Source organism: Pseudomonas sp. B26(2017) (assembly GCF_002113045.1).
Lineage (GTDB): Bacteria > Pseudomonadota > Gammaproteobacteria > Pseudomonadales > Pseudomonadaceae > Aquipseudomonas.
The window spans coordinates 69,038-86,316 of the sequence record NZ_NEJJ01000022.1 but is presented as its reverse complement, the minus strand read 5'-3'; the positions used below and the strand labels follow the sequence as shown (position 1 = coordinate 86,316).

At 60.2% G+C, this 17,279-nt stretch carries 9 protein-coding genes and 2 pseudogenes; 7 read left to right on the top strand and 4 right to left on the bottom strand.

Translation table 11 applies throughout. From position 1 onward, the window contains the following. Window positions 1-70: 70 nt before the first annotated feature. A complete protein-coding gene (locus tag CAF79_RS29840; protein ID WP_371857704.1) occupies window positions 71-934 on the bottom strand; it encodes a methyl-accepting chemotaxis protein in 864 nt (287 codons plus the stop codon). After that, window positions 926-1,681, bottom strand: a pseudogene (locus tag CAF79_RS29835) (MCP four helix bundle domain-containing protein); the annotation flags it as partial. The pseudogene CAF79_RS29835 and the gene CAF79_RS29840, both read right to left, overlap by 9 nt. A 295-nt stretch (window positions 1,682-1,976) precedes the next feature. Here CAF79_RS29835 and CAF79_RS26695 point away from each other — a divergent pair. The 3 genes from CAF79_RS26695 to CAF79_RS26685 all read left to right on the top strand — a co-directional run bounded on the left by CAF79_RS26695 (window position 1,977) and on the right by CAF79_RS26685 (window position 4,544). Next, complete coding sequence (locus CAF79_RS26695) at window positions 1,977-2,207, top strand: hypothetical protein (RefSeq protein ID WP_085685455.1); 231 nt, start codon at window positions 1,977-1,979, stop codon at window positions 2,205-2,207. Further along, window positions 2,204-2,506, top strand: a complete 303-nt coding sequence (locus CAF79_RS26690) for a cell division protein ZapA (protein WP_007952314.1) — start codon at window positions 2,204-2,206, stop codon at window positions 2,504-2,506. The genes CAF79_RS26695 and CAF79_RS26690 overlap by 4 nt, the downstream gene beginning before the upstream one ends. A gap of 100 nt (window positions 2,507-2,606) precedes the next feature. Then, window positions 2,607-4,544 (top strand): methyl-accepting chemotaxis protein, encoded by a 1,938-nt coding sequence (locus tag CAF79_RS26685; protein WP_085701079.1) that lies wholly within the window; start codon window positions 2,607-2,609, stop codon window positions 4,542-4,544. Window positions 4,545-4,705: 161 nt separating this feature from the next. Here the strand turns inward: CAF79_RS26685 and CAF79_RS26680 are convergent, their stop codons facing one another. Together CAF79_RS26680 and putA are read right to left on the bottom strand one after the other, a co-directional pair. After that, window positions 4,706-6,508 (bottom strand): acyl-CoA dehydrogenase, encoded by a 1,803-nt coding sequence (locus tag CAF79_RS26680; protein ID WP_085701078.1) that lies wholly within the window; start codon window positions 6,506-6,508, stop codon window positions 4,706-4,708. Window positions 6,509-6,785: 277 nt separating this feature from the next. Continuing rightward, the gene (gene putA / locus CAF79_RS26675) at window positions 6,786-10,739 is read right to left on the bottom strand and encodes a trifunctional transcriptional regulator/proline dehydrogenase/L-glutamate gamma-semialdehyde dehydrogenase (protein WP_085701077.1); all 3,954 of its coding nucleotides are present in this window, start codon (window positions 10,737-10,739) and stop codon (window positions 6,786-6,788) included. A gap of 456 nt (window positions 10,740-11,195) precedes the next feature. Here putA and putP point away from each other — a divergent pair, with 456 nt between their 5' ends. The 4 genes and pseudogenes from putP to CAF79_RS26655 all read left to right on the top strand — a co-directional run bounded on the left by putP (window position 11,196) and on the right by CAF79_RS26655 (window position 17,230). After that, on the top strand, window positions 11,196-12,680 hold the full coding sequence (gene putP / locus CAF79_RS26670) for a sodium/proline symporter PutP (protein WP_085701076.1): 1,485 nt from the start codon (window positions 11,196-11,198) through the stop codon (window positions 12,678-12,680). A gap of 351 nt (window positions 12,681-13,031) precedes the next feature. Continuing rightward, window positions 13,032-15,038: pseudogene (locus tag CAF79_RS26665) on the top strand (type VI secretion system tip protein VgrG); the annotation flags it as partial. A 1,052-nt stretch (window positions 15,039-16,090) separates the two neighbouring features. After that, on the top strand, window positions 16,091-16,480 hold the full coding sequence (locus CAF79_RS26660) for a hypothetical protein (RefSeq protein WP_085701075.1): 390 nt from the start codon (window positions 16,091-16,093) through the stop codon (window positions 16,478-16,480). A gap of 27 nt (window positions 16,481-16,507) precedes the next feature. Further along, on the top strand, window positions 16,508-17,230 hold the full coding sequence (locus tag CAF79_RS26655; protein WP_085701109.1) for a DUF4123 domain-containing protein: 723 nt from the start codon (window positions 16,508-16,510) through the stop codon (window positions 17,228-17,230). Window positions 17,231-17,279 lie beyond the last annotated feature (49 nt).

Genomic DNA, 17,279 nt, shown 5'->3' with positions numbered 1-17,279 from the left:
AACGATCAACGCGGAGGGCGACTGTATTCCCACGCAGACGGTTCGACGTGGGAACGATCGATGCAGAGGGTTAGAGGCTAAACCGCCCAACCATATTGTTCAGATCCAGCGCCAGACGCGACAGTTCGTTACTCGCCGCACTGGTCTGATTCGCGCCGGTCGCCGATTGCACCGACAGATCGCGGATGTTCACCAGGTTGCGATCCACTTCCCGCGCCACTTGCGCCTGTTCTTCGGCGGCGCTGGCGATCACCAGATTGCGCTCGTTGATTTCCACGATGGCGGTGTTGATGGTGTCCAGCGACAGGCCGGCGCCACGGGCGATGTTCAGGGTCGACTCGGCGCGCTCGGTGCTGTTGCGCATCGAATCCACCGCGTGTTCGGTGCCGCTCTGGATGCTGCCGATCATGCGCTCGATTTCACTGGTCGATTGCTGGGTGCGATGCGCCAGGGCCCGCACTTCGTCAGCCACCACGGCAAAACCACGACCGGCCTCACCGGCACGGGCCGCTTCAATCGCAGCGTTGAGTGCCAGCAGGTTGGTCTGGTCGGCCAGGCCGCGAATCACGTCCAGCACCTTGCCGATATCGCGGGATTCGTTGGCCAGATCGCCGATCAGGGTCGCAGTGCTCTGCACGTCGGCGCTCATGCGTTCGATGGCGCTGACGGTTTCCTGCACCAGATCGCGGCCGTCGCCGGCGGAGGTGGTGGCATTCTTCGAAGCTTCGGACGTGCTGACGGCGTTGCGCGCGACTTCTTCAACAGCGCTGGTCATTTCGTTGACCGCAGTGGCGGCCTGCTCGATTTCGTTGTTCTGCTGGGTCAGGCCACGGGCGCTTTCGTCGGTGACGCTGTTCAGCTCTTCGGCGGCGGACGCCAGTTGCGTAGCCGAGCCGGAAATCCGCTGCAGGGTGTCGCGCAGTTTCGACTGCATCTTGGCCATGGCCGCCAGCAGGCGTCCGGCTTCGTCGCTGCCATCCACATGGATCGGCTGGGTCAGGTTGCCTTCGGCGATGGTTTCCGCGGCATCCAGTGCCTTGGTGATCGGCTTGGTGATGCTGACGGTCAGCAGCCAGGCGAACAGCAGGGTCAGGCCGGTGGCAATCATCAGCAGCGTCACCACCAGATTGAACGACATCGAATACTGATCAGTGGCGCCCTGATTGGTCTCGGCGATCTGTTGGGTGTTGATCTCCAGCAAACGCGCGAGGGCGGTATTCACCGCTTCGGAGTTGGCGAGCAAATCGCTGTTGAGCATCTGACGCAATTCGTCGACCTGATTGTTGCGCGACAGAGTCTTCATACGGTCTTCGAGTTGACGGTACTGCGCCAGCAATTGCACGTACTGATCGTAAGCCGCGCGTTCTTGCGGGCCTTCGATCAGCGGCTCGTAGGCGCGTTGCGCGTCGGCGATCTGCCGGTTGCGCAAATCGAACAGCTCGATGGTTTTTTGCTGGACGTCCGGCTCACGGTTGATCAGCAAACGATACGACAGCACGCGCAGGCGCAGGGTCAACTGGGTGAATTCGTCGAGGGCCTTGATCGAAGGCACGCTGGCGGTGGCGATGTCTTCGCCTGCTGCGCGGATCTTGCTCATCTGGTTCAGGGCGAATATGCCGAGAATCAGCATCAGGCCGCCGATCAGGGCAAAACCGGTGAACGCCCGGGGGGCGATGTTCATATTGCGAAGGGACATGGAGGCGGATACCAAAGAAGGGCCGCATCCGTGCGGGCTGAGACTGCTGTTGGGTGACTTATCGGTCATACGACTAAAGTCTTGAGTCGGTGTGCGTATTTGTCGCATCCGCACGCAAGCGACGAAGTGCAGGAACCAGATCGGCAGATCACAGTCTCTAAGACTCGCGAGAACGGTCGAGCCGCCAGGAAAATCAAGGCCTTGCGCCGGTTTAATCCTGGCATCCACGACGACTTTTCTTTATCGTACGCGCCCTTTGAAAAACGCTTGGAATATCAAAATGTTGGAAGCATCCCTCAGCCAATTGGAACAGCTCGTCAGCGATCTGGTGCAACAGAACCAGACCCTGTCGGAAACCAACCAGACCCTGTCCACGGAACTGGCCCGGGCCAAGGATGAAAACGAAAGCCTGCAACTGAGCCTGATGGAACAGGAAGAAAAGCACGGCGCCACCGCCGCACGCATCCAGGCCCTGGTTGATCGCGTCAACGCCGGTCCTGTCAGCGCATGAACCACGGCACAGCAGGGGTAAAGGTCATCTCCATCATGGGGGAGGACTATTCGATCAAGGCACCGGCCGGGGAAGAACAGACCCTGCTGGACGCCGCCTTGATGCTCAAGGCCGCACTGGCCGACACCAAGCGCAAATACCCGACCCTGATCGGCGACCGCCTGCTGGTGCTGGCGGCGATGAATCTGTGCTCGCAGCAGATTGAAATGAAGAAGCAGCATCAGGAAGAACTCGAGCGTTACCAAGAGCAAGTCAGCGCCACGGTCGAGACCATCGCCAAGACCATCAACCAGGGTTGATGGGGTTGCGCACAACCAAAGAATAAGATTGTCGATTGAGCTGTATACAATCGGCACGGCTGTTGCAGTGTTTCAGCCTCTTATTCTTTGGGGGTGCTCCATGCAGTTCTGGCGTCGCAGTATTCAATGGCAGCTGATCCTCGGCATGGGCACCGCTCTGCTGGTCAGCATCTTGATCGTGGTTGGCATTTATACCCTGGTGGTCAACCGCCTCGCCCAGAGCTATCTGGTCGAACAGGCGTTGCCGTCGAGCATCGAAGCGACGCGCAACGACATCGAACGTATCCTCGTTCAACCCCTCACCGCCGCCAAAGACATCGCCAGCAACACCATGGTCCGCGACTGGCTGGCCAATGGTGAAGACTCCGGCAAAACGGCCGGCTTCGCGCAGTATCTGGAAGGTATCCGCGCCGAACACAAGGCTTTCACGGCGCTGATCATCGGCACCGAATCCAATCACTACATCACCGAAAAAGGCCTGGATCGCACCCTCAGTCGCGACAAACCGGCCGATGCGTGGTTCTACTCGTTTCTCGACAGCAACCAGCCTCGAACTCTCAACATCGACAACGACGGAGCTACCGGAGAGCTGGCGCTGTTCATCGACTTGAAGGTGGAGCAGGCCGGCAAAGTGGTCGGCGTTGCGGGGCTCGGGCTGAGCATGAAAGAGCTGTCCGAGCTGATCCACAACTTCAGTTTCGGCGAACGCGGCAAGGTCTATCTCGTGCGTTCCGACGGTTTGATTCAGGTTCATCCCGAGGCACAGTTCAGCGGCAAACGCACCCTCACGGAGCAGATCGGCGCCAATGCGGCGCAAGCGGTCATGGGCCACAAAGTAGCGACCAACAGCAGCTTCCAGCGCGATGGCGAAGACTTCCTCGCCTTCAGCCTGCCTTTGCGCGACCTCGGCTGGACCCTGGTGGCCGAAGTGCCACAGTCGCAGATCTACGCCGAAGCCCGCCGGGCGATGTGGATGAGCAGCGGTATCGGTCTGGCCGTGGCGGTTGTTTGTCTGGCGCTGGTGATCTGGCTGGCCCAGGGATTGGTGCGACCGATTCGTCAGGTAACAGCGGCACTGGTAGCAATCGGTAGCGGTGGTGGAGATTTGACTCACCGGTTAGATTCCAGCCGCGCCGATGAACTGGGCGACCTCGCTCGGGGCTTCAACCGTTTCCTCGACAGCCAGCGCGGGATGATCGGCGAAGTGCTGACCACCAGCGAGCGTCTGCGCGTTGCCGTCGGCCAGGTGGCCAGGGTTGTGGATAACACCGCCGAACGCTCGGGTCGCCAGCAGGAAATGACCGATATGGTCGCCACCGCCGTCCACGAAATGGGCCTGACCGTGCAGGAGATCGCCCAGAATGCCGGTAACGCGGCGCTCGCCTCGCAAACCGCCCGCGATGAAGCGATGCAGGCGCGGGAAGTGGTCGGCGGGTCGATTCGCCATATAGAAAGCATGTCCGATGAAATCGGCGTTGCTGCCGGCGCGGTGGGTGAACTGGCGCATCAGGTGGCGTCGATCGATCAGGTGCTGGCGGTGATTCGCGGGGTGTCCGAGCAGACCAATCTGTTGGCGTTGAACGCGGCGATCGAGGCGGCGCGGGCCGGCGATATGGGGCGTGGTTTTGCGGTGGTGGCTGATGAAGTGCGGACGCTGGCGCGCCGCACTCAGGCGTCTACCGACGAGATTCAGCAGATGATCGGCAGCCTCAAGCAGGGGGCGGAGAATGCAGTGTCATCGATGCGCACCGGCCAGGCCGCGACGGGCACCGGTGTTGAGTCGAGTCAGCGTACCGGGGCTTCACTGACCGCGATTACCGGGCAGGTCGAGCGTATCAGCGACATGAACCATCAAGTCGCGACGGCGACAGAGGAGCAGTCGGCGGTGACCGAAGAGATCAACCGCAATGTGCAGGGGATTTCCGATCTGGCGCGGGCCACGGCGGGGGAGGTTCGCGCTTGTCGTGAGGATTGTCAGATGTTGCAGCGGCTGGCGGATGATCTGGCGCGGCAGATGGGTGGGTTCAAGCTGAGCTGACTGATCGTTCCCTGTCGAGGCACTGATCGTTCCCACGCTCCGCGTGGGAATGCAGCCCGGGACGCTCCGCGTCCCCTCAAGATCGTGACGCAGAGCGTCAGAGTAGGCATTCCCACGCAGACGGTTCGACGCCTCGACGTGGGAATGATCATGGTGAGGGGTTAGAACCACGCATCCTGCATTGCCAGGCACGTGTCATCCCGGGTCTCCAGCAACGTCAGCTCATGCTGACACCCCGGCACTTCCCACGTCAGGAAATACCGCGCCGCCTGCAACTTGCCGTTATAGAAGTCGGCATCCGCCGCATTGCCCTTGGCCAACCCTTCCTCGGCGCGAAGCGCCTGCTCCAGCCAGCGCCAGCCAATCACCGCATGCCCGAACACCTTCAGGTACAACGCCGAGTTCGCCAGGCTGCTGTTGACCTTGCCCTGAGCCAGGTCGGTAAGCAGACCAATGGTCACGCTCTGTAGGCGCGCCACCAGTTTCTCCAAAGGCTCACGCAGTGCGGTCAACGATCCATACGCCACCGCGCGTTCGGCGGTGTCGGCGATCAGGCGCATCAGGTGCTTGAGCCCGGCGCCACCGTTCTGCGCCAGTTTGCGTCCCAGCAAGTCCAGCGACTGAATGCCGTGGGTGCCTTCGTGGATCGGGTTCAGACGGTTGTCGCGGTAGTACTGCTCCACCGGGTATTCGCGGGTGTAACCGTGGCCGCCGAGAATCTGGATCGCCAGTTCGTTGGCTTTCAGGCAGAACTCCGATGGCCAGGATTTGACGATCGGCGTCAGCAAATCCAACAGCTCGTGAGCCTGTTTGCGCTCGGCTTCGGTTTCCAGCGTGGTGGTGTCATCGAACAGTCGCGCCGCATACAGGCCGAGATCGAACGCACCTTCGACGTAGGATTTTTGCGTCAGCAGCATGCGTCTGACGTCCGCGTGCTGAATGATCGCCACCGGCGCCGTCGTCGGGTCCTTGCTGTCCGGCACCCGGCCTTGCGGACGTTCGCGGGCGTATTCCAGCGAGTACAGATAACCGGCGTAACCGAGCATCACCGCGCCCATGCCGACACCGATCCGCGCCTCGTTCATCATCTGGAACATGTAGCTCAAACCGTGATGCGGCTTGCCTACCAGATAGCCGACGCACTCGCCGTTATCGCCGAAGTTCAGCGCCGTGGACGTCGTTCCGCGCCAGCCCATCTTGTGGAACAACCCGGCCAGCAACACGTCGTTGCGCTTGCCGAGGCTGCCGTCATCGTTGACCAGAAACTTGGGCACGATGAACAGCGAAATGCCCTTCACCCCGGCCGGCGCATCCGGCAGCTTGGCCAGCACCATGTGCACGATGTTTTCCGAGAGCGGGTGATCGCCGCCGGAAATGAAGATCTTGTTGCCCTTGAGTCGATAAGTGCCGTCGGACGCCGGCTCGGCACGGGTACGAATATCCGACAGCGACGAGCCTGCATGGGGTTCGGTCAGGGCCATGGTGCCGAAGAAGCGGCCGTCGATCATCGGTTGCAGGAAGCGCTGCTTCTGCTCTTCGGTGCCGAAACTTTCGATCAGGTTGGCCGCGCCCATGGTCAGGAACGGATAGGAGGTCGAAGCGGCGTTGGCCGACTGAAAGTGAGCGAAGCAGGCCTGGGACAGCAATGTAGGCAGTTGCATGCCGCCGGCGTCGAAACTGCGCGCGGCGTTGAGGAATCCGGCTTCGAGGAAGGCATCCACCGCCGGTTTCACCTCGGGAATCAGAATCGCCTGACCGTTCTCGTAGCGCGGCTCGTTCTCATCGCCCTTGCGGTTGTGCGGTGCGAAGTACTTCTCGGCGATGTTGCGCGCCGTGCCGATGGCGGCATCGAAGGTTTCGCGGTTGTGCTCGGCAAACCGCTCACGCCGGGTCAGGCCCTCGGCATCGAGGACTTCGTACAGCTCGAAAGCCAGATTGCGGGAACTGAGCAGCGTCTCGGACATGGCGGCCTACCTTTTTTTGGAATGGGCCGAGTCTAGGCGTGCGAATAAAGACTGAACAGGAAGATTGATGACGGTGATGGAGAGGCCAAAAAAATGGGCGCCGGTGAGGGCGCCCATTTCTATATTGGTGTGCGATCGTTCCCACGCTCTGCGTGGGAATGCAGCCCGGGACGCTCCGCGTCCCATCGGTGCCAGACTTGAAATTGGCAGCGCGGCTGGAACGCGGAGCGTCCCTTGAGGCATTCCCACGCGGAGCGTGGGAACGATCGCGCGAGGATTAGCCGATGGTCATCAGGCTGGCGTTACCACCCGCTGCCGCGGTGTTGACGCTCAGCGCACGCTCGATCACCAGACGCTCCAGCGCAATGTTGGTCTCGCCCTGGGACAGGCCCTGAACCCCGACGATGGCGCCGGCACGCTTGGCGATCTGCTGGCAGACCGCCCGCAACTGGTCGGAGTGGCCGTGATGCAGAACCGCATCGAACACCACATCGTCCTTGTTCCAGTCGGAAACCAGTTTGATCCGCGCCTGAATCTCCTTCGGCAGGCGTGCGAACAATGCCTTGCTGGTGTCGGATTCCGGCCAGACAGCCGAACCACCCACCGCCAGTACCGCCGCGAGTTGAGTCAGCAGATCACCTTCGATGTCCGCCAGGCACAGCACGTGTTCGCGCGGCAGGATCGCGTAGCTGTTCTTTTCGCCGGTCGGGCCGGCCAGCACGCGGGTGATACCGCTTTGCGACTGCGCTGCGTACTGCACGCACAGGGTGCTCAGGTCGGCGAACTTGTTGCTGTCGGCCCAGGCTTTCAGGGCAGTCAGCGGTTTGCTCATGGCGTCACGCAGACGAACGTCCGGCGCCACGGCAGCATCACCGCGAGCGAAGGATTGTTCGATGGCGTCGGTAGGACGCGTCGACAGCAGACGGTACAGGTACAGCGGGCCACCGGCTTTCGGGCCGGTACCCGACAAGCCTTCGCCACCGAACGGCTGGACGCCGACCACGGCGCCCACAATGTTGCGGTTGACGTAGACGTTACCGGCGTTGACGTTGTCGATCACCTTGGCGATGGTCTCGTCGATGCGGGTATGCACGCCGAGGGTCAGGCCGTAGCCGGAGGCGTTGATCTGGGCGATCAACTGGTCGATCTCTTTACGCTTGTAGCGCACCACGTGCAGCACCGGGCCGAAGATCTCGCGCTGCAGCTCGTCGAAGCTTTCCAGCTCGATCAGGGTCGGCATGACGAAGGTGCCGCGTTTGACTTCCTCGGCATCGGCGATGGCCACCTGGTACACGTTGCGACCTTTGTCGCGCATGCTCTGGATGTGCTTCTCGATGCCAGCCTTGGCTTCGGCGTCGATCACCGGGCCGATGTCCACCGACAGACGCTCCGGGTTGCCGAGACGGCTTTCAGCCATCGCACCTTTAAGCATTTCGATGACGCGATCAGCGGAATCTTCCTGCAAGCACAGGACACGCAGGGCCGAGCAACGCTGACCGGCGCTGTCGAAGGCCGACGACACCACATCGATCACTACTTGTTCGGTAAGAGCCGAAGAGTCGACGATCATCGCGTTCTGGCCGCCGGTTTCGGCGATCAGCGGGATCGGACGGCCCTGGTTGTCGAGGCGGCCGGCAATGTTGCGTTGCAGCAGGCGCGCGACTTCGGTGGAACCGGTGAACATCACGCCCTTGACGCGCTCGTCACCCACCAGACCGGCGCCGACGGTTTCACCGCGACCCGGCAGCAGTTGCAGCACGCCTTCCGGAATCCCGGCTTCGAGCAGCAGGCGCACGGCTTGTGCGGCGACCAGTGGAGTCTGTTCGGCCGGTTTGGCCAGCACCGGGTTACCGGCAGCCAGTGCGGCAGCAACCTGACCGCTGAAGATCGCCAGCGGGAAGTTCCACGGGCTGATGCAGACCACCGGGCCCAGTGGGCGGTGGGCGTCGTTGCTGAAATCGTTGCGTGCCTGCACCGCGTAATAACGCAGGAAGTCGACGGCTTCGCGGACCTCGGCGATGGCGTTGGCGAAGGTCTTGCCGGCTTCGCGGGCCAGCAGGCCCATCAGCGGCTGGATCTCGCCTTCCATCAGGTCAGCGGCACGTTCCAGAATCGCGGCGCGTTCGGCCGGCGGGGTCGCCTGCCAGATCGGTGCGGCGTTCAGGGCGCATTGAATGGCGTTGTCGACGTCTTCGACCGTGGCTTCCTGCACATGGCCGACCACGTCACGCAGATCGGACGGGTTCAGGACGGGAACCGGCGCTTCGTTGCTGGAGGCGCAACCGAGCATCGGCGCGGCTTTCCAGTCGTTGTGCGCGGTCGCCAGCAGGGCGCAGGACAGCGATGCCAGACGATGTTCGTTGGCCATGTCGATGCCGCTGGAATTGGCGCGCTCGGAACCATACAGGTCACGCGGCAGCGGAATGCGCGGATGCGGCAGGCCGAAACCACCTTCCACGGTTGCCATCTGCTCGATCTGCGCAACCGGGTCGGCCACCAGTTCCTGAATCGAAATCGACTGGTCGGCGATGCGGTTGACGAACGAGGTGTTGGCGCCGTTTTCCAGCAGACGACGTACGAGGTACGCCAGCAGGGTTTCGTGGGTACCGACCGGAGCGTACACACGGCACGGACGGTTCAGCTTGCCTTCGGCAACTTTGCCTACAACCTGCTCGTACAAAGGTTCGCCCATGCCGTGCAGGCACTGGAATTCGTACTGGCCCGGGTAATAGTTCTGACCGGCAATGTGATAAATCGCCGACAGCGTGTGGGCGTTGTGCGTGGCGAACTGCGGGTAGATGACTTCCGGTACCGACAGCAGTTTGCGGGCGCAGGCGATGTAGGAAACGTCGGTGTACACCTTGCGGGTGTAGACCGGATAGCCTTCCAGGCCTTCGACCTGGGCGCGCTTGATTTCGCTGTCCCAGTACGCGCCTTTCACCAGACGGATCATCAGACGATGACGGCTGCGGCGAGCCAGGTCGATCACGTAGTCGATCACATACGGGCAGCGTTTCTGATAGGCCTGGATCACGAAACCGATGCCGTTCCAGCCAGTCAGTTGCGGCTCGAAGCACAGGCGCTCAAGCAGATCCAGCGACAGCTCCAGGCGGTCGGCTTCTTCGGCGTCGATGTTCAGGCCGATGTCGTATTGCTTGGCCAGCAGGGTCAGCGACAGCAGGCGCGGGTACAACTCGTCCATCACGCGCTCGTACTGGGCGCGGCTGTAACGCGGGTGCAGGGCCGACAGTTTGATCGAGATGCCCGGACCTTCATAAATCCCACGGCCGTGGGACGCTTTGCCGATCGAGTGAATGGCTTGTTCGTACGAGGCCAGGTACTTCTGGGCGTCGTGTTCGGTCAGCGCCGCTTCACCGAGCATGTCGTAGGAATAACGGAAACCCTTGGCTTCGAACTTGCTCGCGTTGGCCAGGGCTTCGGCGATGGTTTCGCCAGTGACGAACTGCTCGCCCATCAGGCGCATTGCCATGTCGACGCCCTTGCGGATCATCGGCTCGCCGCTCTTGCCGATGATGCGGCTCAGGGACGAAGTCAGGCCGGCTTCGTTGTGGGTGGAGACCAGTTTGCCGGTCAGCAGCAGGCCCCAGGTCGCCGCGTTGACGAACAGCGACGGGCTGTTGCCCAGGTGCGGCTGCCAGTTGCCGGTGCTGATCTTGTCGCGGATCAGCGCATCGCGAGTGCCCTTGTCCGGAATACGCAGCAGCGCTTCGGCCAGGCACATCAGCGCCACGCCTTCCTGGGACGACAGGGAAAATTCCTGCAGCAGGCCCTGAACAATGCCTGCACGACCACCGGCACTCTTCTGGTTACGCAGTTTTTCCGCAATGGTTGCAGCGAGTTTGTTGGTGGCTTCGGCCATCGGTGCCGGCAGGCGAGCCTGCTCGATCAGCATCGGCACCACTTCCGGCTCGGGGCGACGGTAAGCGGCGGTGATCGAGGCGCGCAGCACCGATTGCGGCAGGATGCTTTCGGCGAATTCGAGGAAGCATTGGTGAGCGTGATCGGTGTGGACTTCGCCCGCGTCGTCGGCGTCCTTGGCGGTCAAACCGTTCAGCTCGGTCAGGGTTGCACCACCCTCGAGTTTTTCCAGGTAATTGAAAATTGCCTGCTTGATCAGCCAGTGCGGTGTGCGATCAATCGAGGTTGCGGCAGCCTTCAGGCGCTCGCGGGTCGGGTCGTCAAGTTTGACCCCAAGGGTGGTGGTAGCCATATTTTTATCCTCATAGGTGCCGCAGTTGCGCGACAACAGCTGGCGGCAAGATTAGCCGCGAGCCGAAAGAGGTGCAACCGGGTGCAACCCTTTTTTGTCGGAATATTCTGCAACTCGTCAGGAAATAATTTCTGGTACGAAAGTGCTGCTCCTGCTTGGTGCTTTTGCTTCTAGAAAAGCGCTGTGACTGCGTTAAAAGGGAGCAAAAAGCGACTTTCGCAGGATAAATCCGACTGGGTGCAACTTATTCTCCAGAAACTGGTTGCACCTATTTTACTTTGTTGCATAGGATTCGCGCCCAAGGTGCAACCGGGGAAACCCTGCGCACCGGCCAATGGCTTTCCTGGGGAAACATTGGTCATAAATGCGTGGCCGTGCGAATCGTCTGTCAGACGTCAGTCTGCAAACGGTGCAACCGCCGCCGCTACATAAAAACAAAGCCAGGGCACGTACGTAATGAGCGCAAGCAACCCAACCCTGATCACGTTCGTGATCTACATCGCAGCAATGGTGCTGATCGGCTTCATGGCCTATCGCTCCACCAACAACCTTTCCGATTACATTCTGGGCGGCCGCAGCCTGGGCAGCGTGGTGACGGCATTGTCCGCCGGCGCTTCCGACATGAGCGGCTGGTTGCTGATGGGCCTGCCGGGCGCCATCTACATGTCCGGCCTGTCCGAAAGCTGGATCGCCATCGGCCTGATCGTCGGTGCCTACCTGAACTGGCTGTTCGTCGCCGGTCGTCTGCGTGTTCAAACCGAACACAACGGCGATGCGCTGACCCTGCCGGACTATTTCTCCAGCCGTTTCGAAGACAAGAGCGGTCTGCTGCGGATCATTTCCGCAGTCGTGATTCTGGTGTTCTTCACCATCTACTGCGCTTCCGGCATCGTGGCCGGCGCCCGCCTGTTCGAAAGCACCTTCGGCATGTCCTACGAGACGGCGCTGTGGGCCGGTGCTGCGGCGACAATTGCCTACACCTTCGTCGGCGGTTTCCTCGCGGTCAGCTGGACCGACACCGTGCAAGCCACCCTGATGATCTTCGCGCTGCTGCTGACCCCGATCATCGTGCTGCTGGCTACCGGTGGCGTGGATACCACGTTCCTGGCCATCGAGGCGCAGGACCCGAGCAACTTCGACATGCTCAAGGGCACCACTTTCATCGGCATCATCTCGCTGATGGGTTGGGGTCTGGGCTACTTCGGCCAGCCGCACATCCTGGCGCGCTTCATGGCCGCTGATTCGGTGAAATCCATCGCCAACGCCCGTCGCATCTCCATGACCTGGATGATCCTGTGCCTGGGCGGCACCGTGGCCGTGGGCTTCTTCGGTATCGCTTACTTCTCGGCGCACCCGGAAGTGGCGGGTCCAGTGACCGAAAACCACGAGCGCGTATTCATCGAACTGGCGAAAATCCTGTTCAACCCGTGGGTTGCGGGCGTGCTGTTGTCGGCGATTCTCGCGGCAGTGATGAGCACCCTGAGCTGCCAGTTGCTGGTGTGTTCCAGCGCCTTGACCGAAGACTTCTACAAGGCTTTCCTGCGCAAGAGCGCTTCCCAGGTTGAACTGGTGTGGGTCGGTCGTGCAATGGTGCTGCTGGTCGCCCTGGTCGCCATCGCTCTGGCCGCCAATCCGGAAAACCGCGTGCTGGGTCTGGTGTCCTACGCCTGGGCCGGTTTCGGTGCAGCCTTCGGCCCGGTAGTGCTGATCTCGGTGATCTGGAAAAAAATGACCCGAAACGGCGCACTGGCCGGCATTCTGGTCGGCGCGATCACCGTAATCGTGTGGAAGCATTTCGAACTGTTGGGTCTGTACGAAATCATCCCGGGCTTCATCTTCGCCAGCCTGGCAATCTACCTGGTCAGCCTGATGGGCCAGCCGAGTGTTGGCATGGTTCAGCGCTTTGAAGCGGCCGAGAAGGATTTCCATCTGAACAAGTGATGGGAATGAGCTGAAGCTCACAAAAGAACGGCCCGTTTCCTGCCAGGAAACGGGCCGTTTTTTATTGTCTGCAAGTTCTTTGAAAACACCGAGAACCCTGTGGGAGCGAGCTTGCTCGCGAAGGCGTCCTGTCATTCAAATCTGTTTTTCTGACACACCGCATTCGCGAGCAAGCTCGCTCCCACAGGGATTGGTGATGTTGTTGAGGGAAATGTCTGTAGTTGAAAGCGCCAATTTTTGAAGGGGAAAGTGAAGTTTCAAGTAGGGAAAATCTGATTTTCCGGTCACCCAACCTGCACTCCTTGCCCCTCATGCAGAATCGCCCGCCCTCAATCTGCAGAGAGACATCGGATGTTCGCGCCTGCCAATCAACCGCGTTTCACGTTGACCGTCGAAGGCGCCCAATTTGACCTCAAAGTCCTTGAGTTCACGGGCAAGGAAGCCATCAGCCAACCCTTTCGCTTTGACCTGGAACTGGTCAGTGAACGGCCGGATCTGGATCTGGAAAGCCTGCTGCACTGTCAGGCGTTTCTGAGTTTTGATGAAGGCGGTTCCGGTATCCACGGTCAGATCTATCGGGTCGGGCAGGGGGATTCCGGCAAGCGTCTGACCCGCTACCACGTCAGCCTCGTTCCACGTCTGGCCTATCTGGGGCACCGGATCAATCAGCGGATTTTCCAGCACCAAAGCGTGCCGCAGATCGTGACGCAGATCCTCAAGGATCACGCGATCCTGCGCGATGCCTTCGAATTTCGCCTCGGCAGCGATTATCCGCCCCGTGAATATTGCGTGCAGTACGCCGAGAGTGATCTCGCCTTCATTCAGCGCCTGTGTGCCGAAGTGGGCATTCATTTCCATTTTCAGCACAGCCCGGACGGGCAGCTGATGGTGTTCGGCGACGATCAAACGGTGTTTCCGCGTCTGGCCGAGCCGACCCTGTACCTGCCGGGCAGCGGCATGGCTGCGGCGGCACCGGCGATCAAACGCTTCACCGTCCGCGTGGAAACCCGCACCAGCGTGGTCACCCGACGTGATTACGACTTCACCAAGCCCCGGCTGGCGCTGCAAAGTCGCGCCGAGAGCGAACAGCGCCCGGTACTCGAGGATTACCACTTTCCTGGCCAGTTCACCGAGCGCGAAACCGGCAGGCAGCAGGCCCAGCGCACGCTTGAGCGACATATCGCCGACTACCGTCAGGCCGAGGGTCGCAGCGATCAATCCTCCTTGGTCAGCGGACATTTCCTGCAACTGACCGAGCATCCGCGCCAGGATTTGAATGACCTCTGGCTGCTGACCGCTATCGAACACCATGGACGACAGCCGCAAGTGCTGGAGGAATCGGTCACCAGCGATGGCGACGAATTCCAGGGTTACCGTAATACCTTTCTCGCCACGCCATGGGACGTGTTCTTTCGCCCGCCGATGGGCCCGGAAAAGCCTCGGATGCTCGGCTATCAACCGGCCGTGGTAACCGGCCCGAAAGACAGTGAAATCCATTGCGACGAGTACGGTCGGGTCAAGGTGCAACTGGCCTGGGATCGCGACGGCGAACTGAACGAGCATTCCAGTTGCTGGCTGCGGGTCGCCAGCGGTTGGGCGCATGACCGTTATGGCAGCGTGCTGATTCCGCGGGTCGGCATGGAAGTACTGGTGGGGTTTATTGATTCCGATGCCGACAAACCGTTGGTCATGGGTTGCCTGCCGAACGCCGAAACACCCGTGCCGCTGGACCTGCCGGCCGACAAGACCCGCAGCATTTTCCGCAGTCAGAGCAGTCCGGGTGGTGGCGGTTACAACGAATTGCGCATCGAAGATCGCAAAGGCGCCGAGGAAATCTACCTGCGCGCCCAGCGAAACTGGACCCAGCATGTGCTGAACGATCAGCAGGTGCAGGTGGATAACCAGCGCAGTGTCGTCGTCACCGGTCTCGCCAAGCATGAACATAAAGCCGATGAGCAACGCATCACCCACGGTCAGCGCCAGACCGAAGTGAAGCAGGACGACCACCTCACGGTGGCCGGCGATCGGCACATCCGCGTGAGTAATCAGGCGATCCACGCCAGCGCTCAATTCCACGTCAGCGCCGGCCAGCAAGTGGTGATCGACGGTGGGGCGAGCGCGACGATTCAGGCGGGCGGGCAGTGGATCAACATTGGCCCCGGCGGGATTTTCAGTAGCGTGCCGATTGTGGTGGGTGGTGCGCCGATGGCGGCTATGAGCGCCGCGCCGACCGTGCCGGGGTTGCCGGAAAAACTGGTGGCAGCGCCGGCTGCGATTCTGACTGCCGCGCAAATCATGAGCCTTAAGGGAGACGCGCCGTTCTGCGAAGAATGCGAGCGCTGTAAGGAGGGTGTGTGCCCAACTCCGACTCTGCCCTCGAACAGCTTGACTCACTCCCCAAAGCCTTCGGCCCGGCCAACGCCTTCCAGCGTTGAGCCGGGCTTTCATATTGTTGAACAGGGAATGTCTCGGGCAGCGCTTGAATCAATGTTGTTCCCGCAGCCGGATTCTGCCGTGCTGGATAAATTCCGCAGTCTTAATCCACAACTCACTCAATACGCAAAACCCGGTCAACTTATTGTCCTGAGTGATCCACGTAATACGCAGTGCACGCGCGAAGAAGCCTTATTGATGGAGGCGGCGCAGAAGGTTGATGCGGCGCTGGCGCCAATGAGTGATGCGGAGGCTGAGTTTATGGCGCGGCATCACGGTGAGATTCAGTCGTTTTTATCTCAGGGTTCGACGGCCGTGGGGATCGGCTCGGCGATGTTCAGTAATCATCTGGACAATCTTGGCAAGACGCTGAAAGAGCTGGAGATACTGCATAAGCAAACCTTCGAAAAACACGGAAAACTTCAGGGCGCTGATTTCTTTTCCAGGCGCAAACAGTTGATGGCGCAACTCGATGGCAGTCTTAGCCCGCTAGTGCGTAAAGCGGCTGGTTTACCCGATCATCCAAACTTAAAAAAAACGTTGGGTATTTCCAGCCGGAGTCTCGTTCACCATTGGAGCAAGGCTGGTATTGCGGGTGAGATTCCTGGATACGCAACGCATATTCAAGGCGTAAGTAAGGCCAGCAAGGTGATCAAGTTAGGTGGTTGGGTTGGAGTTGGTCTGGGGGCGACGGCTTCGGGGTTAAAGGTCAGGGAGACTTGCCGGTTAGGTACGGAGGAAGCTTGCAGGAAAGTGAAGTTCACCGAGACGGCGAAATTTGCCGGTGCATTTGGGGGAAGTCTCGGTGGTGGTATCGCGGGCTCTCTTGTATGCGTTGGCATTGGCTTGGGTACGGCAGGAACAGGTGGGGTGCTTTGCTCATTGGTTCTGGTCGGGGCTGGAACTTTTGGAGGGGGAGTGGGCGGCGAGATTTTGGGTGAAAAGGTTGGTGAGGTCATTTATGAAGGAGTCGGCACATGACTAGGGCTGATGAAATCTGGTTCGTTTTGACTTTTGGCGGAGTGTTCTTTGGTCTTGCTTTCATATCTGTTGTCGGTCAGATCTATCTCGTTCTATTCAGAATGGAGGCGATTTTTCGTTTTCTCAGTAATTCGCAAGGCGTGTTAGTTCGTAAGCCTTTGAGTGGTGGGGTTACAGGTGCTTATTTCATGTTGGCGTGCATCGGCTCGTACCTGCTCATGCCATCTCGGGCAATCAAGGGGGGGGCGTTGGATGAGAGTGACTTTCTGAGTTTTCCGAAGGGTTTGTTGCGTTTGATTCGCTATGTGTATTTATCAGCAATTGGAAGCTTCGTAGTGATGGTTGTTTTTTTATTGGTTGCGAACTTTATGGGGTGGCTTGAATGAAATTGAATGGCAGGCAGTTATAGGTTTATGAGAGACGATTCCGTTAGAAATTGGCTTCAAGCCCACCCCGTTGACAGTGCTGAACAACTCTTCGCCATCTTCTGCAATGCGAGCAGTGCCGAGCCGTTCAAAGTTTGGCAACGCTCGAAGTTTGCGTCGGCACCCAGCCCTGTTTGGGCGGAAACGAACTATGCCGAGTGGGATGCGGTGATGCCCTATGTGGGAATCGTCGACGCGGGCAGTGAGTTTCTGGATTGGGTGGCGACCACGGAGTCTCGCGACTGGGGCTGGCTGGCGGTCTCTTCGGCGGGGCTTGAGGCGGTGGTCGAGCACTTTCGCAGTTTGACCCAAGTGCTGATGCCGGACGGCAAAGCGGTGTTCTTCCGGTTTTGGGATGGGCGGTTTTTGTTGCCGATCCTTGAGTCGTCCGAAGTGGAGGCCGGCCAATTGCTGCCGGTTCTCACGCGAGGCTTGATCAACGGTCAGGCTGTCGAGATCGGGGGCAGGGCGCGGGTCTCGGGGCGGGAGTTTCCTTGGTGGTCGGTGCCGGAAAAGCTGCTGGCGCAATTCGGCGATGAAGCCCGGATCAACAACGCCTTGCAGTGGTTGAGCGAGGAGCAGCCGGCGTTGTTCGAGGCTTTCCCCGCCGATGTCTTACGCTGCAAGGTTGTCAGATTTTTTGCGGTTACGGCGTCGGACGAATCGTCGGCTTCGGCATTGCTGGACTACTTGCGGGACGAGTCAGAGTGAAATTTCCGGGCAAAGGCTTCGGACGTTTCCTGCGAGTTGCGGCGGTTTG